The sequence below is a fragment of the Rhodococcus sp. P4_C10 genome, from assembly GCF_056402135.1.
The window spans coordinates 1-24,872 of sequence record NZ_JBFUHZ010000034.1 but is presented as its reverse complement, the minus strand read 5'-3'; the positions used below and the strand labels follow the sequence as shown (position 1 = coordinate 24,872).

Here is a 24,872-nt window from a genome sequence, read left to right as displayed (position 1 = left end):
CGCCTCGGTGCAGATGCTCGGCTGCCGCTGCGCTACGCCTCGGTACAGATGCTCGGCTGCCGCTGCGCTACGCCTCGTCCAGCAGGTCGGACGTGACCACCGACTCCGTGTCCGGGATGCCGGTCTCGCGGGCCTTGCGGTCCGCCATCGACAGCAGCCGCCGGATCCGGCCCGCCACCGCGTCCTTCGTCATCGGCGGGTCGGCCAGCTGGCCGAGCTCCTCCAGTGACGCCTGCCGGTGCTCGACCCGCAGGCTGCCCGCGGCCGCGAGGTGGTCCGGCACGTCCTCACCGAGGATGTCCAGCGCCCGCTCCACCCGGGCGGCCGCGGCCACCGCGGCCCGCGCCGAGCGCCGCAGGTTCGCGTCGTCGAAGTTCGCCAGCCGGTTCGCGGTCGCCCGCACCTCCCGGCGCATCCGGCGCTCCTCCCAGGTCAACCGCGTGTCCTGGGCGCCCATCAGGGTCAGCAGCGCGCCGATGGCCTCGCCGTCGCGCACCACCACCCGGTCCGCGCCCCGCACCTCACGGGCCTTCGCCGCCACCCCGAGTCGACGAGCCGCGCCCACCAGGGCCAGCGCCGCCTCCGGCCCGGGGCAGCTCACCTCGAGCGACGAGGAGCGGCCCGGCTCCGTCAGGGAACCGTGTGCCAGGAAGGCCCCGCGCCAGGCCGCCTCCGAGTCGGCGAGGCTGCCGCCGACCACCTGGGCCGGCAGTCCGCGCACCGGACGCCCGCGCAGGTCCAGCAGCCCGGTCTGGCGCGCCAGCGCCTCGCCCTCCTTTGCCACCCGGACGATGTACCGGGAGGTCTTGCGGAGCCCGCCGGCGCCGAGCACGTGGACGTCTGCCCCGTAGCCGTACAGCTCGAAGATCTCCCGGCGCAGCCGCCGCGCGGTGTTGCCCAGGTCGACCTCCGCCTCGACGACGACCCGGCCGGCCACGATGTGCAGCCCGCCCGCGAATCGGAGCAGCGACGAGACCTCCGCCTTGCGGGCCGAGACCTGGGTCACAGCGAGCCTGCTCAGCTCGTCCTTGACCTCCGCTGTCATTGCCACGAAGTGGACTCCCTTCCGGGGGTTGAGTGAAATGCAGAGCGCTCGCCGGCTCCGACCGCCAGCAGGCCGTCGAGCGCGGTGGCGAGCTTGCCCGCGTGATGGGTGGCGGTGCCGGGCTCGGCGACGTCCGCGTAGGTCACCGCGGCGCCGAGGCGCCGGGCGGCGCGGCACAGGTGCTCGCGTTCGCTGCCATCCGGCACCGAACTCGAGTCGACGATCACGTCGTCGACGGTGAGTTCCGGCGCATGCTGGGAGAGCACGTGCAGGTGACGCTCAGCGGAGAAGCCGGCGGTCTCGCCGGGCTCGGCCGCCAGGTTCAGGATCAACGCCTTGCGGGCGCGGGACTGGATCAACGCCTGCAACTGCTCCGGCACCAGGACGTGCGGGATGACGCTGGAGAACCAGGATCCGGGCCCGAGCAGCACCAGGTCGGACCGCTCGATGGCGTCCAGGGCGTCCGGGCACGCCGGCGGGTCGGACGGCAGCAGCCGGACCCGTCGGACCTTGCCCGGCGTGGTGGCCACCGCGACCTGGCCGCGGATGCACCGGCTCACCCGCGGGTCCGACTCGAGTCCACCGACATCGGCCTCGATCGCGAGCGGGATCGGCGACATCGGCAGTACCCGGCCCTGGATCCGCAGCACTCGCGACATCTCGTCCAGCGCGGAAACGGTGTCCCCCAGCACCTCCGTGAGGCCCGCGAGGATCAGGTTGCCGACCGAGTGACCGGCCAGCGCGCCGGTGCCGCCGAACCGGTGCTGGAGCGTCTCCGTCCAGGTTCGCACGTCGGGTTCGTCGGCGGCGAGGGCCGCCAGCGCCATCCGAAGGTCGCCGGGCGGGATCACCCCGAGTTCCGACCGCAGCCGGCCGGAGGACCCGCCGTCGTCGGCGACGGTGACCACCGCGGTCACGTCGGTGCTGAGCCGGCGCGCGGCGCGCAGGGTGGCGAACAACCCGTGCCCGCCGCCGAGGGCGGTGACCACGGGGCCCGACACGATCGCCTCGCCCGTCATTCGCGCCCCAGGTCCCGGTGCACCACGGAGACGGTGACAGAACTGTCCCGCCCGAGCCGCGCCGCCAGTGCCTCGGTCATTGCGACGCTCCGGTGCTTCCCACCGGTGCATCCCACCGCAATCGTCATGTACCGCTTGCCTTCCCGACGGTATCCGTTGGTTGTCAACTCCACCACGTGCCGATAGGTCTCGATGTAGTCCTCGGCGCTGTCCTGGCCGAGGACGAAGTCCCGGACCGCGGCGTCTCGGCCGGTGTGCTCGCGAAGTTCGGGGACCCAGTGCGGGTTCGGCAGGAACCGGACGTCGCACACCAGGTCTGCATCCATCGGCAGGCCGTACTTGAAGCCGAAGGACTGCACCGTCACCGCGATGGTGTCGACGTCGCCGCCACCGAAGGCGGCCTCGATCTTCTGCCGCAACTCCTGGGCCAGCAGCTGCGAGGTGTCGATCACCAGGTCCGCGACCGCCTTCACCGGCTCGAGCTGGGACCGCTCGGCCGCGATGCCCTCCATCAGCGTGCCGTCGATGCTCTCCGCCTGCAGCGGGTGGCTGCGGCGAACCTGCCCGAATCGTCGCACCAGCACCGGGTCCGCGGCGTCGAGGTACAGCACCCGGGTCCGTGTGGTCTTCGGCGCGACCTCGCCGATCACCGAGACCAGGTCACCGGTGAACAGCCGGCTGCGCACGTCGATCACGACGGCCAGCTTCCGGATCCTCGACGCCGGCTCGAGCCCCAGATCGACCATCCTGGAGAGCAATTCGGGCGGCAGGTTGTCCGCCACGTACCAGCCGAGGTCCTCGAACACCTTGGCCGCTGTGCTCCGGCCCGCGCCCGAGAGCCCGGTGACGAGCGCCACCTCGATGCCCGGGTCGACGTCGTCGGTCTGAATGTCCACTCGATGCCCCCCTCACTCCCTCGACGTGTCGAGCGCCGCTCCCGAATGCGCGCCCGGCCCATCATCCCCCACCGGGCCGCTGACGACCGATGCTTCGACCCTGGACAGTACTTCCGAGTCCGTCGCCCGGTTCGTCCCGGTGTCCGGTTCGGGCTCCGCGCCGAGCGCCGCCAGCACGGCCCGGGCGGTGGTGACCCCGATGCCCGGCACCGCCGTGATCTCGTCCACGGTGGCCTGTTTCAGCCTTGCCACCGAGCCGAAGTGGGTGACCAGTGCGGTGCGCCGGGTCTCGCCGAGCCCGCGAACCGAGTCCAGCGCCGACGCGGTCATCCGGCGGGAGCGCTTGCTCCGGTGGAAGGTGATGGCGAACCGGTGCGCCTCGTCCCGGACCCGCTGCAGCAGGTACAGCGCCTCGCTGGTGCGCGGCAGGATCACCGGATCCTCCTCCCCCGGCACCCACACCTCCTCGAGTCGCTTGGCCAACCCCACGACCGCGACGTCGGTGACGCCCAACTCGTCCAGCACCGCTGCCGCCGCCGCGACCTGCGGCGCGCCGCCGTCGACCACGAACAGGTTCGGCGGGTAGGCGAACCGGCGGGGCCGGCCGGTCTGCGGGTCGAGCGCGGCCTCCGGCGCGGTGTCCCCGCCGTTGTCGGTCTCGTCCCCCGGCGCGGGCACCGGACCCGACTCGGCCCGGCCGATGTCGAGACCGTGCCGCAGGAACCGCCGCCGGGTGACCTCCGCGATGCTCGCGACGTCGTCCGAGTGCCCGTCCCCCGCGGCCTCCCGGATCGAGTAGTGCCGGTAGTCGGACTTGCGCGGCAGGCCGTCCTCGAACACCACCAGCGACGCCACCACGTCGGTGCCCTGGACGTGGCTGATGTCGATGCACTCGATGCGCAGCGGCGCCTGGTCCAGGTCCAGCGCGTCCTGGATGCCCTGCAACGCCGCCGACCGCGACGTGAGGTCGCCGGCCCGGCGCAGCTTGTGCTGGCCCAGGGCCTCCTTCGCGTTGCGCTCGACGGTCTCCGCGAGCGCCTTCTTGTCGCCGCGCTGCGGCACCCGCAGCGCGACCGCGGACCCGCGCAGCCCGCTCAGCCACTCCTGCAGCTGCCCGGAGTTGCCGGGCAACACCGGCACCAGCACCTCCCGCGGGACCACGGTGGCCTTGTCCGCCTGCAGCTCCGGGGCGTCGGTGAGGGCGGCCTGCTCGCCGTAGAACTGGGTGAGGAACTGCTCGACGAGTTCCTCGGTGCCGCTGTCCCCCGTCCGTTCCACCACCCAGCCGCGCTGACCTCGGACCCGGCCGCCGCGCACGTGGAAGACCTGCACGGCCGCCTCGAGCTCGTCCGCCGCGAACGCCACCACGTCGGCGTCGGTGCCGTCGCCGAGCACCACCGCCTGCTTCTCCAGCGCCTTGCGCAGCGCGCCGAGGTTGTCGCGGAGCCTGGCGGCGGACTCGAAGTCCAGCTCGTCCGAGGCCTCCTGCATCCGGCGTTCGAGCTCCCGGACGAGCTTGTCGGTGCGGCCGGCGAGGAAGTCGCAGAAGTCCTCGACGATCTCGCGGTGCTCGACCGCCGAGACCCGCCCGACGCACGGCGCCGAGCACTTGTCGATGTAGCCGAGCAGGCACGGCCGGCCGATCTGGTTGTGCCGCTTGAACACCCCCGTCGAGCAGGTCCGCGCGGGGAAGACCCGCAGCAGCAGGTCCAGCGTCTCGCGGATCGCCCAGGCGTGCGAGTACGGGCCGAAGTAGCGCACGCCCTTGCGGCGCGGGCCGCGGTAGACGAACAGCCGCGGAAACTCCTCGTTGAGCGTGACCGCGAGCACCGGGTAGGTCTTGTCGTCCCGGTAGCGGACGTTGAAGCGGGGATCGAACTCCTTGATCCAGTTGTACTCGAGCTGCAGCGCCTCGACCTCGGTGGTAACCACCGTCCACTCGACGCTGGCGGCGGTGGTGACCATCTGCCGGGTGCGTGGGTGCAGCGAGGCGACGTCCGCGAAGTACGAGTTCAGCCGGCTCCGCAGGCTCTTCGCCTTGCCGACGTAGACGACCCGGCCGTGCGGATCGCGGAATTTGTACACGCCGGGCGCCACCGGGATGGTTCCCGTGGCGGGGCGGTAGCTGGCGGGATCTGACACCCCACCAGGCTAGTCGTCCGCCCCGACAGGCCACGGCGTCACTCCCGGCGGACGCTGTCCACGCTCGCGGAAGACCCTGCCCAGGCCCCCGACGGAGCCCCTCTACGCTCCCGGAGAAACCTGATTCGTCTGCACCGGCGCGTATTTCGCCTCGAGGGTCCGGAACCGGCGGACCGCGTCGACCGCGTGCTCCCGGTCGTTCGCCTGGATCGCCAGCACCGGGATGTACTCGTCGTCGGGCAGGTCGATGCGGGCCCACGCGGCGCCGTCGGGGAACGAGAGCCCCTGCACCAGGTCCCACTCCACGAAGCGTTCGGAGATCGCGTTGCGCACCCCGACGCCCTCCGCGTTGACCCGCAGCCGCGGCCGCGTCAGGATCAGCGTTCCACCGGCCAGGGCCACACCGATCCCGGCCATCGACAGCTGGTCGACGAAGCGGAAGTACACGCCGGTCTGCGAGCCGCGCAGCAGCACCCCGAGCACCACGAACACCAGCACGAAGACCGCCGCGATGACGACCGCGAAACGGGCGGTCTTCCTGGACCGGACCTCCATCTCCCAGGCACTCATCGGAAGGAATCCTCCGTCCACGGCTGTCGCAGGTGCTTGAGCGTGACCGCGGTGTCGATCGCGGCCGCGCACGCCTGCCCGCCCTTGTCCTCGACCGATCCGGGCAGCCCCGAGCGGTCCCGGGCCTGCTGCTCGTTGTCGGTGGTGAGCACGCCGTTCCCGACCGGGGTGCTCTCGTCGAGCGAGACGCGGGTCAGCCCGGCGGTGACGGCGTCGCACACGTACTCGAAGTGTGGGGTGCCGCCGCGGATGACGACGCCGAGCGCGACGACCGCGTCGTGGGTGCGGGCCAGGGCCTGCGCCACCACCGGCAGCTCGATGGCGCCGGCCACCCGGATCAACGTGACGTCCTCGATCTGTGCCTGCTTGGCCACCCGCCTGGCGCCCGCGATCAGCGCCTCGGAGATCTCGGTGTGCCACGAGCCGGCCACGATGGCGAGCTTGAGGTCCTTGGCCGCGCCCAGCTGCAGGGACGGAAGTCCTTCACCGCTCACCGTGCTCCTCCGGTCTCGAAGTCGTCCAGGCCGACCAGGTCGTGGCCCATCCGGTCCCGCTTGGTGCGCAGGTAGGTGAGGTTCTCGGCGTTCGCGCGCAGCGGCATCGGCACCCGCTCGGTGATCTGCAGGCCGTAGCCGTCCAGGCCCACCCGCTTGGCCGGGTTGTTGGTCAGCAGCCGCATCGAGGTGATGCCGAGGTCGACGAGGATCTGCGCGCCGATGCCGTAGTCGCGGGCGTCGGCGGGCAGGCCCAGCTCGAGGTTCGCGTCCACCGTGTCGGAGCCGGCGTCCTGCAGCTGGTAGGCCTGCAGCTTGTGCATCAGGCCGATGCCGCGGCCCTCGTGGCCGCGCATGTAGAGCACCACGCCGCGTCCCTCCTGGGCCACCATGTCGAGCGCGGCGTCCAGCTGCGGGCCGCAGTCGCAGCGCAGCGAGCCGAAGACGTCGCCGGTCAGGCACTCGGAGTGCACCCGCACCAGCACGTCGCTGCCGTCGCCGTCCGGTCCCGCCAGGTCGCCGCGGACCAGGGCGACGTGCTCGACCTCGTCGTAGATGCTCTGGTAGCCGACGGCCCGGAAGTCGCCGTGGGCGGTGGGGATCCGCGCCTCGGCGATCCGCACCACGTGCTTCTCGTGCTTGCGCCGCCAGGAGATCAGGTCGGCGATCGAGATCATCGCCAGGTTGTGGTCGTCCGCGAACACCCGCAGCTCGTCGGTCTGGGCCATGTGGCCCTCGTCCTTCTGGCTGACGATCTCGCAGATCACGCCGGCCGGACGCAGGTCCGCCATCCGGGCCAGGTCGACGGCCGCCTCGGTGTGGCCGGGGCGGCGCAGCACGCCGCCCTCCTTGGCGCGCAGCGGCACCACGTGGCCGGGGCGGGTGAAGTCGTGGGCGCCGCTCGACGGGTCCGCCAGCAGCCGCATGGTCGCGGCGCGGTCGGACGCCGAGATGCCGGTGCCGATGCCTTCCTTCGCGTCGACCGTCACCGTGTAGGCGGTGCCGTGCTTGTCCTGGTTGCTCGAGACCATCGGCGGCAGGCCGAGCCGGTCGCAGTCGTCCCCGTCCAGCGGCACACAGAGATAGCCGGAGGTGTACCGCACCATGAACGCCACGAGCTCGGGCGTCGCCTTCTCCGCGGCGAAGATGAGGTCGCCCTCGTTTTCGCGATCCTCGTCGTCGACGACGACGACGGCCTTGCCTGCGGCGATATCGGCTACTGCGCGCTCGATACTGTCGAACCTGGTCACGTGCCTGCGCTCCATCAATGTCATGAATAGCCCTGTGTGCACCCGTCGATGCACCTCAACAGTACGACCCCCGGGTGTGGCGGCCGTAATTCGACCTGCCTAGCGGCCGGCGGTCTGCAACCGCTCGACGTACTTGGCGATCACGTCCACCTCGAGGTTCACCGGGGTGCCGACCACCGCGGCGCCGAGCGTGGTCATCTCCAGGGTGGTGGGGATCAGCGAGATCTCGAAGTACTCGCCGTCCGCGTCGGCGCCGAGCGAGGAGACGGTCAGCGACACGCCGTCGACGGTGATCGAGCCCTTCTCCACCACGTACCGGGAGATCGAGGCGGGCAGCGAGATGCGCACCACCTCCCAGTTCTCGGAGGGCGCCCGGTTGACCACGGTGCCGGTGGCGTCGACGTGGCCCTGCACCAGGTGCCCGCCGAGCCGGCTGTTCAGCGCGGCCGCGCGCTCGAGGTTGACCTTGCTGCCGACGGACAGCGCGCCGAGGCTGGAGCGGTCCAGCGTCTCGGCCATCACGTCGGCGGTGAACGAGTCACCGTCCAGGATGTCGACCACGGTCAGGCAGACGCCGTTGACCGCGATCGAGTCGCCGTGGCCGGCGTCGGAGGTCACCAGCGCACCGCGCACGGTGAAGCGCGCCGCGTCGGCCAGGTCCTCCTTCGCGACGACCTCACCCAGTTCTTCGACGATCCCGGTGAACACTTCAGTCCGCTCCTTGCGTGTGGTTCTTCGCTGATGACTCTGATGACACTGATGACGACCGAAAATTCGGGGTCAGGCTGAGCAGCAGGTCGTCGCCGACGGTCTCGACCGACTCCCGGTGGAACCGCAGGGCCTGCCCGATGGTGCCGACCCCAGCATCCTCCACCGCGCTCGCGCCCGCACCGAGCAGTACCGGTGAGAGGAACGCGAGGACCCGGTCGACGAGCCCGGCGGCGAGGAACGCCCCGGCCAGGTGCGGTCCGCCCTCGAGCAGGACGTCGGGCCGGTCGGCCAGCGCGTCCAGCACCTCACGCGGGTCCCGGGTCCGCAGCACCAGGGTGGGCGCGGCGTCGTCGAGGACCTTCGCGCCGGCCGGGATCGGCCGCCGCCCGACGACCACCCGCAGCGGCTGGTGCGCGGCGAGGGTGCCGTCGGGGTTGCGGGCGGTCAGCCACGGGTCGTCGGCCAGGACCGTTCCGGTGCCGACGACGATGGCGTCGAGCTTGGCGCGCTGCGCGTGCACCCGGGCCCGCGCCTGCGGTCCGGTGATCCACTGGCTGGTGCCGTCGGCGGCGGCGCTGCGGCCGTCGAGACTGGCGGCGAACTTCCAGGTGACGTGGGCGCGTCCGGTGCGCTGACGGTGCAGCCAGGCCCGCAACGGTCCGGATTCGACGGCGTCGTGGCCGAATCCGGCGATGACCTCGACGCCCGCCGCGCGCAGTGTGTCGGCTCCCCCGGCGGCCTGCGGGTTGGGGTCCGCCACGGCGAACAGCACCCGGGTGACGCCCGCCGCGAGCAGCGCCGCCGAGCAGGGCCCGGTTCGGCCGTGGTGGTTGCACGGCTCGAGCGTCACCACCGCGGTGCCGCCGCGGGCCTGCTCCCCCGCGGCCCGCAGCGCCGCGACCTCGGCGTGCGGCCCACCGGCCGGCGCGGTCGCGCCGACCCCGGCGACGACGCCGTCGGCGTCGAGGATCACCGCGCCGACCGGCGGGTTGGGGCTCGTGGTGCCCCGCACCCGCTCGGACGCGTCGACCGCCAGGAGCAGTGCCGCCGCCTCTGCCGCGGTGGGCTCGTGGGGTGCCGGCACGCTACTGGACGAGCGTCAGGTGCGGCGACGCGGAGGCGGCCTGGGCGCGCAGTGCCCGCACCGCCGCGGCCGGGTCCGCCGCGCCGTACACCGCGGAACCGGCGACGAAGCAGTCGACACCGGCCTCGGCGGCGGCCTCGACGGTGTCGGTGTTGATGCCGCCGTCGATCTCCACCACCAGGGTCAGCTCGCCCGAGTCCACCAGGCGGCGGACGGCGCGAGCCTTGCTCAGCACCTCCGGCATGAAGGACTGGCCGCCGAAGCCCGGCTCCACGCTCATCACGAGCAGCGTGTCGAACTCCTTGAGGATCTCCAGGTACGGCTCGATCGGGGTGCCCGGCTTGACGGACAGGCCGGCCTTGGCGCCGGCCGCACGGATGTCGCGGGCAACCGCGATCGGGTCGTCGGTGGCCTCCGCGTGGAAGGTGACGTTGTGGGCACCGGCCTCGGCGTAGGGCGGGGCCCAGCGGCCGGGGTTGTCGATCATCAGGTGGCAGTCCAGCGGGATGTCGGTGGCCTTGAGCAGCGACTGCACCACGGGCAGGCCCAGGGTGAGGTTCGGAACGAAGTGCGCATCCATCACGTCGACGTGCAGCCAGTCGGAACCCGCCACGGCGGCGGCCTCCTCGGCGAGCCGGGCGAAGTCGGCGGACAGGATGGACGGGGCGATCATCGGGTGGGCCACGGGCGCCAAGTTTAGTGGGTGCGCCCGCGCCGCTCGCCGAGGCTCGGGCGGAGCCGGGCCGGGGCCTTGATCAGCCACGCGTCGGTGAGTAGTTCGAGCAGTTGCCGACGCTCGACGCGGTCGAGGTCCACCAGGATCGCGCCGAGCAGCGCGATGTTCCCGACCAGGTACAACGGCACCAGTACCGCCAGGTGCAGGACCGAAGAACACCGCCCACGCCGTGCTGAGGCGTCGATGCAGCCTCAGCCGGGCGTCCGGGTCGGCGATCTCGGTCGGCTCCATTCGGAGGTTTCGCGCGACAGGCAGACTCGCCGGGGTCGAGGTCAGCAGGTAGCCCCCGAACACGAGCGTGAGCACCGTGTCGATCATCAGGGTGGGGAGGAAGAAGCCCCGGGCGTCACCGGTGGCGGCGGCCGTCGCGGAGTACACCAGTACCAGCGCCAGGGATGCGACGACCACGCGAAGCTTGTCCCCGCGTGTCACTCAGACCGCCGCCACGAGTGCGCCGATTCCGATGGCCGCGGCGATTCCTGTGGTGGTGCCGGCGATTTGGTTGCCGACGATGTAGCCGAAGATCGGCGCCGAGCCGTCGACGAGGTGACGTGCTCCCCCGGACGCGCCGAGCCTCGCGTGCAACTCCCCCGCCACCGAGGTGTGTGCCGTGTCCGATGTCAGCGGGGGTGGGCCCCGCCGTCCGGAATTGGTTGATCAGGCACTGGTGTAACGCCTTTCACGAGGTCGGGTCAGGGCTGTTCGGGCGGGGCCGGCGGCGGGGTCTCACCCGGGGTGCCGATGGCGGCGGCGGCTTCGGGCCCACCGAAGCTGGCGATGAGGGCGGCCTGATCGGCCTTGGCCTGCTTGTCGACGACGTCGGGGTCGAGGATGGCCCCGAGTTCGCGTTCGAGATCGGCCAGGATCTCGGCGTACTGCGGATCGGCGGCCAGGTCGCGGGTCTGGTCCGGGTCCCCGGTCATGTCGAACAGCTCGGGGGCGTACCCGACGTAGTGGTGCAGTACGTGGCGGCCCTTGCGGATCATGAAGGCACCGCTAGGTGCGCCCATCGCGTGGTACTCGCTGAACACCACACGCTCCGAATCGTCCTCGGAGCGGGCGATCTCGAGCAGCGACCGTCCGGGGCGCGGCTCGCCGACCGGCGTCACCTCAGCAGCGTCGAGGATCGTCGAGTACATGTCGACGAGGCTGGTCGGGGTGTGCGAGACCTTGCCCGCCGGAACGCCGGGTCCGCGCATGATCATCGGGATGCCGGCGGACTCCTGGTAGAGCAGCGACTTGCCCCACAGGCCGCGGCTTCCCACCATGTCGCCGTGGTCGCTGGTGTAGACGACGAGCGTGTCCTCGGCGTGTCCGCTGGTCTCGAGTGCGTCGAGGATCCGGCCGATGTTGTGGTCGAGGGAGCTGACCAGGCCGTAGTAGGCGGCAGCCGCCCGTCGGCGTTCTTCCTCGGTGTTGGAGCCGTCCAGACCGGGTAGCACGCCGGCGAATGCTTCCACCCACGGATGCCGCTGGTGGCCGTCCTCGGGTCGCATCGTCGGATGCGGCATGTCCGCGGGGTCGTAGAGGGCGAAGAACTCCGGGGGCGCCAGGTAGGGGAAGTGCGGCGCCAGCAGCCCTGCGTAGAGCACCCAGGGCTTTTCGTCGGTGGTTTCCTCCTGCAGCCAGCGGCACGTGCGGTCGGTGACCGCGGCGTCGTAGCGGGTGTAGTCGCTGTCGGCTCCGCCGGAGATCGTCACCATCAGCGGTGCATTGTCGCGGCGCGGCAGCGGGTCGCGTACCGAGCCCCACACCTGCCCGATGCCGTCCTTGAGGTGCATCGGCAGATGCTGGCAGTCGAAGCCGGTGGGGTCAGTTTCGTTTCGGTAGTGCAGCTTGCCGATCGATTCCACGCGTCGGCCCGCGTGCTGCAGCTCATGTCCCCAACCGTCGACGGCGCCGTCGTAACCCATGGCGTTGTCCCAGTGCCGCGTCTGGTGCGGGTACAACCCAGTGGCGAAGGAGGCCCGCGAGGGCACGCAGATAGGACTGGCGCAGTAGGCGTTGTCGAAACGTGTACCGGCCGCGGCCAACGCGTCAAGGTTGGGGGTGCGTACCAGGGGGTTTCCGGCGGCGCCGAGGATCTTCGGGTTGTGCTGGTCGGACATGATCACCAGCACGTTCTTCGGGGTGTTGGACATGAGTGGTCCCTTTCTTCCTTCTCTTCGGTAGCTCGTGACTGCTCGTGACTGTTGGGGTGCGTCGCGATCTGGCGAGCGGGCACTTCTGGGGAGGTGGTGGGTCTGTCCGGTGTCGCGGGCGCAGCGGAATCCGGTGTTGCCCGTGGTGGAATCCGGGGTGCTGCGGGTTCGGGCGGCAACCCGGTAGCGGTTGCAGTAGCTGTCGTGGCACAGGTAGGAGCCGCCGCGAATCACCTTCTCGGTCCCCGCGCGCGGCCCGCGCGGATCGACGACGCGGGTGGGGTCGTGGTCGGTGCTCCACCAGTCCGAGCACCATTCCCACACGTTTCCAACCATGCTGTGCAGGCCGAAACCGTTGGCGGGGAAGGCATCTACTGGTGCAGCGCCGCGGTAGCCGTCGGCGGCGGAGTTGCGGATGGGAAACGCGCCCTGCCAGATGTTGCAGTGGTGCTCGCCACCGGGGGTGAGCTCGTCGCCCCACGGGTAGCGTTTGCGGTCCAGCCCCCCGCGGGCGGCGTACTCCCATTCGGTTTCGGTGGGCAGCCGCATCTGCGCCCAGTGGCAGTACGCTTCGGCGTCGTGCCAGGACACGTGGACCACCGGATGGTTCCCCCGGTCGCCGATGACGCTGCCCGGCCCTTCCGGTGTGCGCCATGTCGCGTCGTCGACGGCGCACCACCAGGGCGTGGCCTCGGGCCGGCGTGCGCCTCGGCGCAGGGCGGCGGGTAGGAACCCTGCGAACACGAACGACCACCCGAACCGCTCCGCGTCGCTGACGTACCCGGTCGCCGCCACGAACTGCGCGAACTGGTCATAGGTCACGGCGTGGGCGGCAAGTTCGAACTCGCTCACCCGCACCGACCGCACCGGTCCCTCGCCGTCGGCCGCGAACCCGTCGGGGTCGTCGGTCCCCATCCAGAACTCGCCGCCGGGGATCCGGACCATCGTCATCTCGACGGCGCCGGCGCTGACGGCATCTTCGACCGGCCGGGGCTCGGCGGCGGATCGGCTCCCACGAGCGGGGGCGCAACAGCCGACGGCCGATGGTTCGTTGGTGTTCATCGGGAAATCCTTTCTGTCACCACGTCAGACCGATGACGGCCGCGGCGACTGCCACCACGGCCACCACGGCCGAGACGAATGCGGTGGCGACCGTGATGTCGCCGCGGCGGCGCGATCGCAGGGCCGCGTTGCGGCGGCTGCAGTACACGGTCACGACAACGAGGGCGGCCACGGCGGCCAGGGCGGCGGCCGCGGTGACCGTGGCGCGGGTGCTCGCCGCGGCATGCGCGAAGACCGCGGTGGCAGTCATCGCCGACATCGCCGTGCGGCGCCACGACAGCGCGGTGCGCTCGACGGCGAGACCGGGATCCGGTGGCATCAAGGCGATCACGAGGCGAGCACCGCCGCCCCTGCCATCGCCGCGATCACCGCGACGCCCGTCGCCAGGATCGGCACCAGAACCACCTTGGGCAGCGCGTGCCCCCGCTGCATGGCAGCTTCGACGCGCGTCCACTGTCGGTAGGCGAGCGCGCAGATCAGCACCGCCAACAGGGCACACCCGGCGGCCGTTGCCCGGCGAACCGAGGACGTCGAGAACTGCTGGGCGAGGGTCTGCACTGCCACTCCGCCGGCCAGCAGTCCCAACGCCGTCCGGACCCAGGCCAGGAACGTGCGCTCGTTGGCGAGGCTGAAGCGGTAGTCGATGAGCGCCGTGGCGTCCGAGCTCGGCGTCACTTCGGGATCTGCCGCACCATGATCGGCATCAATGACGACAGCCGGTGCTCCTGCACTCTGGCGCGACGCGGGCCGTGTGTCATCTCCAGTGGCCGCTGTGTTCATTCCCAACCTCGGTTCGTGGTCGTCGGGTTCCGCTACGGCGACCTTTCTAGACAGTGTGTCTAATAGCACGCTAATTGTCCAGAAATTGACCCCGGGGTTTTGTCCCGCGCAGGAGCCCGAGTCGGCCGGGGTGGACCGCCGAATGGCGGACCGTTACTGATCAGGTCGTTCAAATCCAGTCAATGTGTCGAGCGTGGACTATGCTCAATCTCACCGATCTGACAGAAGGGGCGTGCCGTGGCAGCCGAAGACCGACGTGTGCGCCGAACCCGGCGACTCCTGCGGGACGCCCTGGTCTCCCTGGTGCTCGAGCGTGGGTACGCCGGAGTCACCGTCGAGGACATCACCGAGCGAGCAGATCTGGGCCGGGCGACCTTCTACAGCCACTACACCGACAAGGACGCACTGCTCAGTCAGATCGTCACCGACCTGATCGACGAGCTCCAGGAACGGCTCCGCCCGCTCGTTCCCGCGTCGTCGGTCGGTTTCACCGGAAAACCGGTCCTGGAGATGTTTCGCCACGCAGCCGAGGAACGCGACGTCTACCGCGTGATCCTGCGGGGAGAAGGCGACGGCCGATCGCTTCGCCGATTCGTCGACGACCGCAGCGCTGCCGCCGCCGAAGTGTTCGCGGCCCGCGCACAGGCACTCGAGGTGACACCGCGCATCGCTCCGACCGTGCTCGCCAGAGCGTGGGTCGGCGAACAGGTCGCGGTCCTGCAGTGGTGGCTCGAATCCGATCCGCCACCCCTGTCCCCCGAAGAGGTCACCGAGATGCTGCTCGACCTCTCCCTCCGGGGCCGCTACTGGGCGTCCGGATTCGACGGCGAGCCCAGCAGATAGGACCAGCTCGACCCGCGGCGCAGCAATCGCCTTCCCTCCCACGGTCCACGACGCGGATCCGGCCGTCCCGACAAACCCGCACGGCCCACCCCCGAAACAGCTTCCGGCCGGACACTTCTTCGCATGGGAGAGAAACAGCCGGGATCGCCGGCACCAGTGGATCGACTGCGGTTCACGACGCTGTGGGATGCCTACGCTGGCCGGGTGTTCGCATATGCCTGCCGACATGTGGACCACCACACCGCGCAGGAGGTGGTGTCCGAGACGTTCCTCGCGGCGTGGCGACGACTGCCCGACGTCCCCGACGTGGCACTGCCCTGGCTGCTTGGGGTTGCGCGCAACACGATTGACAAGCACCGCCGGACCGACCGCCGCCGTGACGTGTTGACGGAACGGATGGCCCGCATCGAGCAGATCGCCGGGTCCGCGCCGGACCGTCGGAGCGCCGCCAGTCGATCCGGTCCGGCTGGGTCAGGCAGGCACTGCGCTGTGTAGGGTCGCGCCGAGTGCGGCGCTGTCCCGTACGTAGGGGCGGTAGAGAGCGGCCGAGGCGATCCCGTTGACCACGGTGAGCAGAATCGTCACGATCATCAGCGAGCTCTGGAGGCCGATCGCATCGCCGAGCGCGCCGACCAGCAGGGCGTACCCGGCGTACGCGAAGGATTCGACGGTGGACACGGACGTCGCGAAGGCCAAGGCCCGCAGCTCCGGGCGGACGACGGCCATGACGAGCGGGCGGTTGATCACGGGGACCTGGCCCTGGAAGACGCCGAGGACACCGAAGAGCGCCGCGTAGATCCAGATGCTGCTCCAGGCCATCTGTGTGCAGAGCAGAGCGGCTGCGGCGAAAGCGAACTGGCTCGCCTGGAGCATCGCGATCCGGCCGGTGAGCGGGCGCAGTCTGTGTACGGCGTCGTTGATCCGGCCTCCGAGGATGGTTCCCGAGAGGTAGCCGAGGGCGAAGGGCAATGCGACGATCGATGCCGTTGCGGTGGAGAAGCCGCGGTCCTCGACGAGGAACACCACACCGAAGCTCATCATGACGTTCTGACCGGAGAACAGTCGCTGGACGAGGATGTAGCGGAACGTTTGGATGGCGAGCAGTTCACGCAGTCCTCCGCGAAGCGAACGGGCCTTGACCTCGATGGCGTCGAGGGTCGGGCGTGGTTCGTCTTCGGTGGGATCGGGATCGTCGAGGAAGACCAGGATGAGTACGCCGATCACGACACAGATTCCGCCGGAGATGATGTATCCGTAGCGCCATCCGTCCTGAAAGCGTGAGAGCAGCCCGAACAGTGGTGCGCTGACGCCCGCGATGATCGCGACGCCCCCGTACAGCAGGCCGGTGGCTCGGCCGCGCCGACTGTCGTCATACAAGTCGCCGAGGATCTCCAAGGCGATGGGGCCGGCGCCGGCAAAGCCGGCAGCCGCGATGCCGTAGAGGACGACGAACTGCATGAAGCTGTTCGAGAATCCGGCCGCGATGACCCAGACGCCCCAGAATCCCGAGCAGGCCGCGAGAACCGACGTGCGCGAGTAGCGGCGTGCGAGGAACACCCAGGGAATGCTCGACACCATGCCGACCACCTTGGACACCGCGACGATCGTGCCGAGCGCGGCGGACGACAGTCCCATCGCTTCCCGCATGAGGGGAAAGAGGACCGTGGTCACGCTGCTTTCCGCGTTGTCCATGGCCGTGGACGCTGTCAGGAGTGAGAGGTTCTTTCCCTGTCGGCCTCGTTGAAGTTGGGATGCAGAACGCGCTGCTTCCATGGTCATAAGTCCCTCTCGGTCATGAGATGTCGCGGTATGCCGTCGAACACAATTCCCAGGCCTCCGACTGGTTGCAGCAAATGGGAACTCAAGCCGCGCCCACACTCTCGATGGACTGCGGGGGCTTGGACGGGCGGACCCGGCGGCGAGCCGGGGCCCACTTCTTGTCGATCTGTGCTTCAGGTCTGGGCGTCCGTACTCGACGGCGAGCCGAGCAGGTGTGACGGCTCAACTTTGCGTCGAAAGCATCTGGTTCCCTGCGGGATTCCCGCGTGCGGAACCGGCCGTCCCGGTCAACACAGTGCCCGCCCGCTTCTTCCGGCGGGTGTGTGCAGGGAAGCGGGCGGGCCTCATCCGGCTACGACAGCGCCGCGATCCCGATCACTGCAGCCACCCCGCTTGAGCAGGCCCGCCGCGATCGAGATGATGCCGCGGATCTGAGTCAGGTCTGCGTCGGAAGATCCCATTTGTCGAACCCCTTGCTTCTCGGTGCATGTCGATTCGTCGACAGATCGTCACGGTGCCGACACCCACAGTGTGTAATGAGTCACATGCGCCGATAGTGGCTAGAATAGCCATTGCTGGACATCCTGTCTATCAACTGGGGGTGAGGAGGCTCGAACAAGCGCGACCGTCTCCAGACACTCAGGGACAGAACCTCAGTTGGTGCAGTCAACTGTGCACATCACCACCAGCCCGCCCTCGGCCTCGCTGCGCAACCTCGCGAAGCCCTTGCCGGCGACCTTCAGTGCCGGGTTCCGGTACCAGGTGCTCTCCTCGACATGGGCAGGTCCCGGGCGAGCTCGACCACGTCGTCCCACGTGTGCGTGAACTCGGCATGCGCCCACCCGTCCCACGACGCGGGTGAAGTGGGGTGGGCGCGGATCGTCAATCTGTGGCCGCCTCACGCGGTAGCGCGCGCGCCGACCCCTCCGCGGCTACTCTCGAACGGTGACGCCCGAGCGCATCGTCCGCGTCCGACGCGAGGCGTGGGGCTTCGCCATCGGATCGATCTTCTTCGCCGTCGGGGCGGTACCGCCGTACGCCGAGGCGGTCGGCCTCGTGCTCACCAACCTCACGTTCTTCGTCGGCGCCATCTTCTTCACCCTCGCCGCCCTGATCCAGCTCGCCCTCAGCGGCCGGCGCCCGCCCCGACGGTCCACGAACCCGGCCGACCGGGCGGACTGGTGGGCCGCCGCCATCCAGTTCGGCGGCACGCTGTTCTTCAATGTGAGCACGACGGACGCCCTGATCACGGCCGTGAACGCCGAGGCCCGTCTGTCGGACGGCTGGCGTCCCGACGCCTTCGGCTCGATCTGCTTCCTGGTTTCCAGCGGACTCGCGGTGGTGGCCACGAGGGATCGCAACACGCTGTGGGACAAGCGCGCTCGCACGTGGCACGGCACGTGGCTCAACATGCTCGGCTCGGTCTTCTTCGCCTTCTCTGCGGTCGGCGCGTACGTGCTTCCCGCGACCGACGACCTCGTCAGCCTGTTCTGGGCGAACCTGGGCACCTTCCTCGGCGCCTTGTGCTTCCTTGCCGCGGCGGCACTGAGCCGGCGATCCGTCCCCACGGACGTAGCGCCGGCTCAGGCCTGAACGGCCCGCAGCGATCCGGGTGCCGGCCGGGCCTGGCGGTCACTCGGGCTCACTGGTCACTCCGGCTTGCTGGTCACTCCGGCTTACGCAGCGCGGCCATGAACATGGCGTCGGTGCCGTGCCGGTGCGGCCACAGCTGCACCCCGAGACCGTCGCCGAGCGCGGGCACCCCGGGCACCAGCTCCCGGGTGTCGAGCGGGGTGACGCCGTAACGCCGGACCGCGTCGGCGACCACGGCGACCGTCTCCGACAGGTGCGGCGAGCAGGTGGAGTACAGCACCACGCCGCCGGGCCGGACCAGTTCGATGGCCGAGGCCAGCAGCTCGCGCTGCAGCGACACCAGACCCGCCACGTCCGAGGGCTGCCGGCGCCAGCGCGCCTCCGGGCGGCGGCGCAGCGCGCCCAGCCCGGTGCAGGGCGCGTCCACGAGCACCCGGTCGTAGCCGGGGGTCAGGCCGGACTCGCGCCCGTCCGCGACGTGCACGTCGACCGGCAGGCCGCGGGTGGTCTTGCGCACCAGGTCGGCCCGGTGTTCGGCGGGCTCGACCGCGTCCACCCGGGCGCCCTCGATGTCCGCGAGCGCGCCGAGCAGCGCGGCCTTGCCGCCAGGTCCGGCGCACAGGTCCAGCCAGCGTCCGCCGTCGGTGCCGGAGATCGGGGCCAGGGTCAGTGCGCGGGCCACCAGCTGGCTGCCCTCGTCCTGCACGCCGGCCAGTCCCTCGCGGACCGCCTCGAGCTGGCCGGGGTCGCCGCCGTCGAGGTACACCGCGTACGGGGAGTAGGTGCCGACCTCGCCGCCGGTCGCCATCGCCAGCTCCTCGGCCGAGATCTCCCCGGGCCGCGCCACCAGGTGCACGACGGGCCGGGCGTCGTCGGCGGCCAGCACAGCCTCGAGCTCGGCGGCGTCGGGTCCGAGGGCGTCCGCGAAGGCCTGCGCGATCCAGGTCGGGTGCGCGTACCGGAACGCGAGGTGCCCGACCGGGTCGGCGGTGGCGGAGGGTGCCAGCCGGGCCACCCACTCGTCCTCGGACCGCTCCGCGACCCGGCGCAGCACGGCGTTGACGAATCCCGCTCGGCCGCCGCCGAATTCGTCACGCGCCAGGTCCACCGAGGTGGCCACGGCGGCGTGCGGGGCGATGCGGGTGCGCAGCAGCTGGTAGGCGCCCAGACGGAGCACGTCGAGGATCGGTCCGTCGATCTCGTCGACGGAGCGGCCGGCGCCTTCGGCGATGACGGCGTCGAGCAGCCCGCGGGCGCGGCACGCGCCGTAGGCCAGTTCGGTGGCGAGCGCGGCGTCGCGGGCGTCGAGCTTGCGCTCGCGGAGCAGTCCGGGCAGCACCAGGTTGGCGTAGGCGTCGCGCTCGCGGACCGCGCGCAGCACGTCCCGCGCGGCAACCCGCGGCTGGTCGCCGGCGGCCGCGGCCGGGTCCGGGCGGCGGGCCTGGCGCGGCCGGTTGTTCGGACCGCCCTGCTTGCCCTGGCCGCGCTGTCCGCGGGCCGGTCGACGGGATTCGGTCACAGTGCACGCACCTCGGGGTCGAGGCGCGCTCCGCGCGCCCAATCGGCGGCCGCCATGGCCTTCTTACCTTGCGGCTGAACGTGACTGAGCCGGACCGGGGTGGTCGCGGTGCCCACGTAGCAGCCGTCTTTACGGACGAGGAACTGTCCGGGTTCCAGCGCCTGGTCGAGGAGCGCCCCCTCGACCGGGGCGACCGGGCCGACCTTCAGCCGCAGGTCACCGACCTGGGTCCAGGCGCCCGGCGCGGGCGTCACCGCACGCACCAACCGGTCCACCGCGAGCGCCGGCTGGTCCCAGCGGATCCGCGCGGCCTCGACGGTGATCTTGGACGCGTGCGAGACGCCTTCTGCCGGTTGCGGAACCGGCGTCAACGCGCCGTCCGCGATTCCGTCGAGCACCGACTCGAGCAACTGGGCGCCGCTGTCGGCGAGCCGGCCGAGCAACACGCCGGCCGTGTCGTCCGGACGGATGCGCTCGGTCATCACGCCGAACACCGGCCCGGTGTCGAGGCCCTCCTCGAGCAGGAACGCGCTCGCGCCGGTCATCTCGTCACCCGCGGCGATGGCCGCCTGTACCGGCGCGGCACCGCGCCAGGCGGGCAGCAGCGAGAAGTGCAGGTTCACCCAGCCGTACTTGGGCACGTCCAGCACCGGGCGCGGCAGCAGCGCCCCGTAGGCGACGACGGGGCAGCAGTCCGGCGCCAGCTCGGTGAGCCGGGCCAGGAAGTCGGGATCCGACGCGCGCGCCGGGGTGAGCACCTCGATGCCGTGCTCGTCTGCCAGCTGACCGATCGGCGACCGGGTGACCTTGCGGCCTCGGCCGGCGACGGCGTCGGGGCGGGTGACCACCGCGACCACCTCGTGCCGCTCGGATGCGAGCAGCCTGGCGAGGGACGGCACCGCGGGATCGGGGGTGCCTGCGAAGACGATCCGCATGTCAGCGATCACCGCCGAGCGTCGAGACCGTCTGGCGCCCGAACCACTGCGACTCACGGATCTGCCGCATCGCGGCCTTGCGCGCCGCCGGGTCCAGCCGCTGCATGAACATCACCCCGTCCAGGTGGTCGGTCTCGTGTTGGACGCACCGGGCGAGAATGTCGGTCGCGTCGAAGGTCACGGGCTCGCCGTACATGTCGAAACCGCTGGCGGTCACCCGCTTGGCCCGCAGGCACTCGGCCCGCACGCCGGGCACCGACAGGCAGCCCTCCTCGCGGAGAACCTGCTCGTCGCCGACCACCTCGAAGGTGGGGTTCACCAGGTGACCGGACGCACCGCCGCAGTCGTAGGCGAACACCCGCAGGCCGACGCCGATCTGCGGGGCGGCGATGCCGGCACCGCCGCGGGCGCGCATGGTGTCGACCAGGTCGGCCACGAGGACACGGAGTTCGTGGTCGAAGTTCACGACCTCGTCCGCCCTGGTCCGCAGGACGGGATCGCCGAACAGGCGAACCGGCTGGATGGTCACGGAGTCTGCTCCCCTGCTCGGGCGTCGCCGCGGCCGCGGCAGCGTCGAATCGAATGTCACGGACAGTCTAGGGATGTCGCGGCACACCGCTGAACCACCCGCGCCAGGAAAACTCTCGGGGATTTCCCGGCGAATCGCCGAGCGAAAGGACTCGCGCGGCGCCGACACGGGTATTGACTGTCCCTGATCGACCCGAAAGCCGTGCGACAGCGGAAATCGGCGCACGGCAACGCTGAAATGTCACGCACTCACCTGGAGGTTGCCATGGCTGGAACTGCGAACAAACTGATCAAGGCGTGGGAAGACAAGACCCTCGAGGAAATCGCGCAGGCCCCGGTGACCGCGTTGCAGGGTGTCAGCGAGTCCGATGCGGAGCACCTGCTGGCGGCGTTCAACATCAAGACCGTCGAGGACCTGGGTACCAACAAGTTCTTCCTGTGGGCGCAGGCGTTCGCCAAGCTGGCCGAATAGCGTTCCCACCTGGGCACACTCGCCGCGTCCGGGGCAGTCCGGACGCGGCGAGTGCCGCCGTCGACAGGAATGGAGTGGACGTCAGACTCCGAAATTGCTGGCGATCATCATCTCGACCATTCCGGTGCCCAGCGGAACTGGTGCACACAATGGCTCGGGCGCATGCTCGGGATCGAGTGCACCCACCACCAGCGAAATGGTGAACGGGTCGTACGCCATGTTCATGTGCCCGGTCTTGTTCTGCGGGCACAAATCCTGAATCAGGACATTCCGCGCACCGGCGCCGTGCAATTCGACGTTTGTGTACGGCTGGATCATCTCGTCGTACCGGGTGCCGATGGTGGTGTAACTCACGCCGGGGACGGTGTCGCCGCCCGCATTGAGCGCGGTGAGCAACTCCGATCCCTGCACCTGCTGCGCGACCGCCTGGCCCAGCACCGCGGCGATCACGGCCGTGCCGCCGGGAATCGCGGCCGCAACCGGCGCGACTCCGTAGAACTGCCCGCCGTAACTGGGCGAGGCCACACCGACCCACCGGTCGACCACCGCTGCGCCGCCCATCTGGTTGACGAACATGCGGGTCGCCGTCGCGCCCTGGGAGAAGCCGACCAGGTCCACCTTCGCGGCGCCGGTCTCCGTCCGCACCCGGTGCACGAAGTCCGCGACCTGGCCGGCACTGACATACATGTCCTCGGTGCCGAAGCGAGGCCCGCCCGGCTTGCCGCCGTAGTTCACCGCGAATACGCAGTACCCGGCGGACTTCAGCTGCGGCGAGATCGCCGACCAGTCGGAGTAGGCGGTGGCGTCGGTGCCGTGCGCCAGGATCACCGGCTTCGGGTGCGCCGCGGTGGGGATGCAGCCGAAATCGTTCGAGCCGGGCGGCGCGGACCCGGGGTGCTTGCCGTCGTACACCGTGGCCGCGGCGTGGGTGGGCTGGGGCGGCCCTGGCAGTTCGGGGACCTCGGTCACCGATTCCGCCGCCGACGGCGACCCCGCAGATCCTGGATCCACGGATCCGAGATCCGCAGACCCGGTCGCACCGGCAGCCGGCGCCATCAGCAGCGATCCGGCCAGGAGCGCGGCCGACACCACGGTCACCGCGCGCGCTCTCGCCGCCTGCCGTTCGACAATTCGACAGTTGGTTCCCCGCATGTGCGCCCCCTCGCGACGATGGCTCAGATTTCCATCATGAGCGCTGCGGGCTGCACTGTAACCATCGGGGGGCTAGCTTTTCGTCGAATCAGCGTCGGCATCCTCGATCGTGGTCGGATCCTCTGCGAGCATGCGGTACAGCGAACGCCGGGCCTCGACGAGAATCTGCCCGGCCGCGCTCACCTGCTCGGGAGTCCCGACTGCGGCGACCTGCCCGACCGCTCCCGTCAACTGGCCGACCAGTCCTCGCAGGTCCTGCGCCTCACGCCCGACGCCGGCGCTCACCTCGTCCCAAGGGCTGCCGAGGTCGGTCTTGTTCTCCTCGACGTACGTCGTACCGGCCTCGGTGAGCCGCGCGGTCTTCCTGCCGGGCACCTTCTCGATCAGTACGAGGCCCTCGTCCTCGAGCTGGGCCAGCGCCGGGTAGATCGATCCGGGACTCGGCTTCCAGATCCCGTTGCTGCGCTGCTCGATTCGCTGGATCAGTTCGTATCCGTGCATCGGCCCCTCGGCGAGGAGCAAGAGGATCGCGGCCCGCACGTCGCCGCGCCTGCCCCGTCCACCGCGACCGCGGCCCCGGCCGAAGCGCGGCCCGCCGCCGGGTCCAGGCCCGAATCCCGGGCCGAATCCGTCCGGTCGGCGGTCGCGCCCCACCCGTCCCGGGTGGCGCCTGCCGCGCCGATGTTCCCTGTGCATGTTCATGCCTTCCATGTCAGCCTCCTACGACTGTCACCTCGACTACGTGGTTCGCGTCGATCATGCTATCGACGATATATCGACAATCTATCGACATGTGCTGTCTAGGTAGACGTGGGACATAGGTGTCTACGTAGATGTGAGACAGATTTTAGGCGGCGGGGCGGAGTTGTCCTTGGTAGCGCTTGGCGTGGTCCAGGTGCAGGTGACCGAGGACGGCTCCGCCTCGTTCGTATGCGGTGACGTGGTCGCCGTCGCGTAGGACGGTCACGGTCTGACCCGCGCGGGCTCGCCCAACGCTGACGCTGACGCTGCCGATCGAGATGACCCCGGTCGAAGACACGGTCAGCGGGTGGATGGTGGCGTCCTGCTGGACGGGCAACTGGTCGGGTCCGCCGAGGCAGGGCGCGGCGTCCCAGGCCTGTCGTGGGGGCATGTTCGCGGCGCTGTGCCGCCGAACGGTGTTGTAGAAGTCCCGGTAGGTCTCGCAGAGGGTTTGCAGTTCGGTGTCGGTGGCCGGCTGGGCGGGTTGGTCGGCGAGCCACTGCTTGAAGGTGCGGTGGTGGCGTTCGACCTTGCCGCAGGTCTGTGGGTGGTARGGACTCGAGTGGATCAGCCGGGCTCCGGCGGTGGTGACGTGACGGGTGAACCGGGAGGTGCCGCCCGTGGTCAATCGTGAGGTGAAAGCGGTCCCGTTGTCGGAGAGCACGATCGCCGGGACCCCGAAGTCGGCGAATGCCCTGCTGATTGCCGTGATCGCGCCGGTAGTGGTCTCGCTGGGCGCAACGACCGAMGCGACGAGGGTGCGGGTGCAGTCGTCGAGGACYTCGAAGACGACCACCTTCTCGCCGGTTGCGAGGACCATTTCGGTGGCGTCGATCTGGTAGCAGTCCCGTGGTCGGGCGTACTGGAAGCGGCGGTACGACGATCYCGGGCGTTTGTGGGGCTCCGGGATGACCAGGCCGCGGCGTTTGAGGATGTTGTTGATGGTGGCGCGGGACGGAATCGTCCAGCCCTGCTTTTCCCAGTCCTGTTCGCGGGCACTCTGTTCGAGGTGGTAGGAGATGGACTCGGCACCGTTGTCGCGGCCCAGGGTCCCGCGGAGCCGGACGATCTCGTCTTCGACGGGGCCGGGGGTGCGGTGAGGGCTGGAGGTGGGCCGGCGGGACCTCTCGGTCCACCGGCCCTCCTCCAGGACGCGCTTGCGGTGTCGGTAGGCGGTGGCGTGGGCGATGCCGTTGGCTTCGCACCAGGCCCTGAAGTTGCCRCCGAACACATCGGCTCCTTGGTCGTGGGCGACGCGTAAGGCTGCATCGAGCAGCTTCATCCGGGCATCCGATCTGGCCATGGATACGTCCATAGCCGGTCTCRGGTACCCACGCTCACCTCCACAGCAGCGTGTCTCACATCTGGGTAGACATCTCG

Annotated in this window: 26 protein-coding genes and 1 pseudogene; 4 read left to right on the top strand and 23 right to left on the bottom strand. The window is 70.3% G+C overall.

The features are described from left to right. Positions 1 to 67: 67 nt before the first annotated feature. From whiA to AC1DWC_RS19965, 16 genes and pseudogenes are all read right to left on the bottom strand, one after another. Positions 68 to 1,051 carry a DNA-binding protein WhiA gene (gene whiA / locus AC1DWC_RS20040; protein ID WP_072847410.1) on the bottom strand — a complete coding sequence of 328 codons (984 nt, stop codon included), beginning with the start codon at positions 1,049 to 1,051 and terminating at the stop codon, positions 68 to 70. Beyond that, positions 1,042 to 2,064, bottom strand: coding sequence for a gluconeogenesis factor YvcK family protein (locus AC1DWC_RS20035; RefSeq protein WP_477910842.1), 1,023 nt, complete (start codon positions 2,062 to 2,064; stop codon positions 1,042 to 1,044). The genes whiA and AC1DWC_RS20035 overlap by 10 nt, the downstream gene beginning before the upstream one ends. Then, on the bottom strand, positions 2,061 to 2,960 hold the full coding sequence (rapZ, locus tag AC1DWC_RS20030; RefSeq protein ID WP_477910840.1) for an RNase adapter RapZ: 900 nt from the start codon (positions 2,958 to 2,960) through the stop codon (positions 2,061 to 2,063). The genes AC1DWC_RS20035 and rapZ overlap by 4 nt, the downstream gene beginning before the upstream one ends. A gap of 12 nt (positions 2,961 to 2,972) precedes the next feature. After that, positions 2,973 to 5,102, bottom strand: coding sequence for an excinuclease ABC subunit UvrC (gene uvrC / locus AC1DWC_RS20025; RefSeq protein ID WP_477910838.1), 2,130 nt, complete (start codon positions 5,100 to 5,102; stop codon positions 2,973 to 2,975). Positions 5,103 to 5,204: 102 nt separating this feature from the next. Continuing rightward, on the bottom strand, positions 5,205 to 5,672 hold the full coding sequence (locus AC1DWC_RS20020) for a PH domain-containing protein (RefSeq protein ID WP_477910836.1): 468 nt from the start codon (positions 5,670 to 5,672) through the stop codon (positions 5,205 to 5,207). Next, the gene (gene ribH, locus AC1DWC_RS20015) at positions 5,669 to 6,166 is read right to left on the bottom strand and encodes a 6,7-dimethyl-8-ribityllumazine synthase (protein WP_477910834.1); all 498 of its coding nucleotides are present in this window, start codon (positions 6,164 to 6,166) and stop codon (positions 5,669 to 5,671) included. Before ribH ends, AC1DWC_RS20020 begins: the two co-directional genes overlap by 4 nt. After that, positions 6,163 to 7,416 carry a bifunctional 3,4-dihydroxy-2-butanone-4-phosphate synthase/GTP cyclohydrolase II gene (locus AC1DWC_RS20010; protein ID WP_072847422.1) on the bottom strand — a complete coding sequence of 418 codons (1,254 nt, stop codon included), beginning with the start codon at positions 7,414 to 7,416 and terminating at the stop codon, positions 6,163 to 6,165. Before AC1DWC_RS20010 ends, ribH begins: the two co-directional genes overlap by 4 nt. Positions 7,417 to 7,515: 99 nt before the next feature. Next, on the bottom strand, positions 7,516 to 8,124 hold the full coding sequence (locus AC1DWC_RS20005; RefSeq protein WP_072847404.1) for a riboflavin synthase: 609 nt from the start codon (positions 8,122 to 8,124) through the stop codon (positions 7,516 to 7,518). Between the two features lies 1 nt (position 8,125). After that, complete coding sequence (ribD, locus tag AC1DWC_RS20000; RefSeq protein ID WP_477910832.1) at positions 8,126 to 9,211, bottom strand: bifunctional diaminohydroxyphosphoribosylaminopyrimidine deaminase/5-amino-6-(5-phosphoribosylamino)uracil reductase RibD; 1,086 nt, start codon at positions 9,209 to 9,211, stop codon at positions 8,126 to 8,128. Position 9,212: 1 nt separating this feature from the next. Further along, positions 9,213 to 9,896, bottom strand: coding sequence for a ribulose-phosphate 3-epimerase (rpe, locus tag AC1DWC_RS19995; protein ID WP_072846931.1), 684 nt, complete (start codon positions 9,894 to 9,896; stop codon positions 9,213 to 9,215). An 11-nt stretch (positions 9,897 to 9,907) separates the two neighbouring features. Continuing rightward, on the bottom strand, positions 9,908 to 10,075 hold the full coding sequence (locus tag AC1DWC_RS19990) for a hypothetical protein (protein WP_477910830.1): 168 nt from the start codon (positions 10,073 to 10,075) through the stop codon (positions 9,908 to 9,910). A gap of 304 nt (positions 10,076 to 10,379) precedes the next feature. Further along, entirely contained in the window at positions 10,380 to 10,532 is a 153-nt protein-coding gene (locus AC1DWC_RS19985) for a hypothetical protein (RefSeq protein WP_477910828.1), read from the bottom strand. A 107-nt stretch (positions 10,533 to 10,639) separates the two neighbouring features. Then, entirely contained in the window at positions 10,640 to 12,088 is a 1,449-nt protein-coding gene (locus AC1DWC_RS19980) for a sulfatase family protein (RefSeq protein WP_477910868.1), read from the bottom strand. A 114-nt stretch (positions 12,089 to 12,202) separates the two neighbouring features. Next, positions 12,203 to 13,150 (bottom strand): annotated as a pseudogene (locus AC1DWC_RS19975) (formylglycine-generating enzyme family protein); the annotation flags it as partial. A gap of 16 nt (positions 13,151 to 13,166) precedes the next feature. After that, on the bottom strand, positions 13,167 to 13,481 hold the full coding sequence (locus AC1DWC_RS19970; protein WP_477910826.1) for a DUF202 domain-containing protein: 315 nt from the start codon (positions 13,479 to 13,481) through the stop codon (positions 13,167 to 13,169). Beyond that, positions 13,478 to 13,825 carry a YidH family protein gene (locus AC1DWC_RS19965; RefSeq protein WP_477910824.1) on the bottom strand — a complete coding sequence of 116 codons (348 nt, stop codon included), beginning with the start codon at positions 13,823 to 13,825 and terminating at the stop codon, positions 13,478 to 13,480. The genes AC1DWC_RS19970 and AC1DWC_RS19965 overlap by 4 nt, the downstream gene beginning before the upstream one ends. 342 nt (positions 13,826 to 14,167) lie before the next feature. Between AC1DWC_RS19965 and AC1DWC_RS19960 the strand changes: the two genes are divergently transcribed. Next, positions 14,168 to 14,773, top strand: a complete 606-nt coding sequence (locus tag AC1DWC_RS19960; RefSeq protein ID WP_477910822.1) for a TetR/AcrR family transcriptional regulator — start codon at positions 14,168 to 14,170, stop codon at positions 14,771 to 14,773. A gap of 123 nt (positions 14,774 to 14,896) precedes the next feature. Continuing rightward, a complete protein-coding gene (locus tag AC1DWC_RS19955) occupies positions 14,897 to 15,268 on the top strand; it encodes an RNA polymerase sigma factor (protein WP_477910820.1) in 372 nt (123 codons plus the stop codon). Here AC1DWC_RS19955 and AC1DWC_RS19950 read toward each other — a convergent pair. Further along, positions 15,245 to 16,465, bottom strand: a complete 1,221-nt coding sequence (locus AC1DWC_RS19950; RefSeq protein WP_477910818.1) for an MFS transporter — start codon at positions 16,463 to 16,465, stop codon at positions 15,245 to 15,247. The genes AC1DWC_RS19955 and AC1DWC_RS19950 overlap by 24 nt on opposite strands. Before the next feature lie 1,032 nt (positions 16,466 to 17,497). Between AC1DWC_RS19950 and AC1DWC_RS19945 the strand changes: the two genes are divergently transcribed. Then, on the top strand, positions 17,498 to 18,145 hold the full coding sequence (locus AC1DWC_RS19945; protein ID WP_477910816.1) for a hypothetical protein: 648 nt from the start codon (positions 17,498 to 17,500) through the stop codon (positions 18,143 to 18,145). A 73-nt stretch (positions 18,146 to 18,218) separates the two neighbouring features. Here the strand turns inward: AC1DWC_RS19945 and AC1DWC_RS19940 are convergent, their stop codons facing one another. Genes AC1DWC_RS19940 through def form a run of 3 tightly spaced genes read right to left on the bottom strand, consistent with a single transcriptional unit; the run spans position 18,219 to position 21,128 of the window. Beyond that, entirely contained in the window at positions 18,219 to 19,664 is a 1,446-nt protein-coding gene (locus AC1DWC_RS19940; protein ID WP_477910814.1) for an RsmB/NOP family class I SAM-dependent RNA methyltransferase, read from the bottom strand. Beyond that, positions 19,661 to 20,599: a methionyl-tRNA formyltransferase gene (gene fmt / locus AC1DWC_RS19935; protein WP_477910812.1), complete on the bottom strand. Its 939-nt coding sequence runs from the start codon at positions 20,597 to 20,599 to the stop codon at positions 19,661 to 19,663. Before fmt ends, AC1DWC_RS19940 begins: the two co-directional genes overlap by 4 nt. 1 nt (position 20,600) lies before the next feature. Next, the gene (gene def / locus AC1DWC_RS19930) at positions 20,601 to 21,128 is read right to left on the bottom strand and encodes a peptide deformylase (protein ID WP_477910810.1); all 528 of its coding nucleotides are present in this window, start codon (positions 21,126 to 21,128) and stop codon (positions 20,601 to 20,603) included. A 264-nt stretch (positions 21,129 to 21,392) separates the two neighbouring features. Here def and AC1DWC_RS19925 point away from each other — a divergent pair, with 264 nt between their 5' ends. Next, the gene (locus AC1DWC_RS19925; protein ID WP_477910808.1) at positions 21,393 to 21,599 is read left to right on the top strand and encodes a hypothetical protein; all 207 of its coding nucleotides are present in this window, start codon (positions 21,393 to 21,395) and stop codon (positions 21,597 to 21,599) included. 81 nt (positions 21,600 to 21,680) lie between these two features. On the opposite strand, the gene AC1DWC_RS19920 is transcribed toward AC1DWC_RS19925, so the two are convergent. From AC1DWC_RS19920 to AC1DWC_RS19910, 3 genes are all read right to left on the bottom strand, one after another. Then, the gene (locus AC1DWC_RS19920) at positions 21,681 to 22,691 is read right to left on the bottom strand and encodes an esterase/lipase family protein (RefSeq protein ID WP_477910866.1); all 1,011 of its coding nucleotides are present in this window, start codon (positions 22,689 to 22,691) and stop codon (positions 21,681 to 21,683) included. A gap of 132 nt (positions 22,692 to 22,823) precedes the next feature. Further along, complete coding sequence (locus AC1DWC_RS19915; protein ID WP_477910806.1) at positions 22,824 to 23,462, bottom strand: PadR family transcriptional regulator; 639 nt, start codon at positions 23,460 to 23,462, stop codon at positions 22,824 to 22,826. 136 nt (positions 23,463 to 23,598) lie between these two features. Beyond that, the gene (locus AC1DWC_RS19910) at positions 23,599 to 24,795 is read right to left on the bottom strand and encodes a DDE-type integrase/transposase/recombinase (RefSeq protein WP_477910804.1); all 1,197 of its coding nucleotides are present in this window, start codon (positions 24,793 to 24,795) and stop codon (positions 23,599 to 23,601) included. Positions 24,796 to 24,872: the final 77 nt, after the last annotated feature.

What these genes read in the sequence shown, in the direction of transcription:
- AC1DWC_RS20035 (WP_477910842.1), bottom strand. Translation starts at nt 2,064, where the DNA reads ATGACGGGCGAGGCGATCGTGTCGGGCCCCGTGGTCACCGCCCTCGGC.
- AC1DWC_RS20020 (WP_477910836.1), bottom strand. Translation starts at nt 5,672, where the DNA reads ATGAGTGCCTGGGAGATGGAGGTCCGGTCCAGGAAGACCGCCCGTTTC.
- AC1DWC_RS19980 (WP_477910868.1), bottom strand. Translation starts at nt 12,088, where the DNA reads ATGTCCAACACCCCGAAGAACGTGCTGGTGATCATGTCCGACCAGCAC.
- AC1DWC_RS19955 (WP_477910820.1), top strand. Translation starts at nt 14,897, where the DNA reads ATGGGAGAGAAACAGCCGGGATCGCCGGCACCAGTGGATCGACTGCGG.
- AC1DWC_RS19950 (WP_477910818.1), bottom strand. Translation starts at nt 16,465, where the DNA reads ATGGACAACGCGGAAAGCAGCGTGACCACGGTCCTCTTTCCCCTCATG.
- fmt (WP_477910812.1), bottom strand. Translation starts at nt 20,599, where the DNA reads ATGCGGATCGTCTTCGCAGGCACCCCCGATCCCGCGGTGCCGTCCCTC.
- AC1DWC_RS19925 (WP_477910808.1), top strand. Translation starts at nt 21,393, where the DNA reads ATGGCTGGAACTGCGAACAAACTGATCAAGGCGTGGGAAGACAAGACC.
- AC1DWC_RS19915 (WP_477910806.1), bottom strand. Translation starts at nt 23,462, where the DNA reads ATGGAAGGCATGAACATGCACAGGGAACATCGGCGCGGCAGGCGCCAC.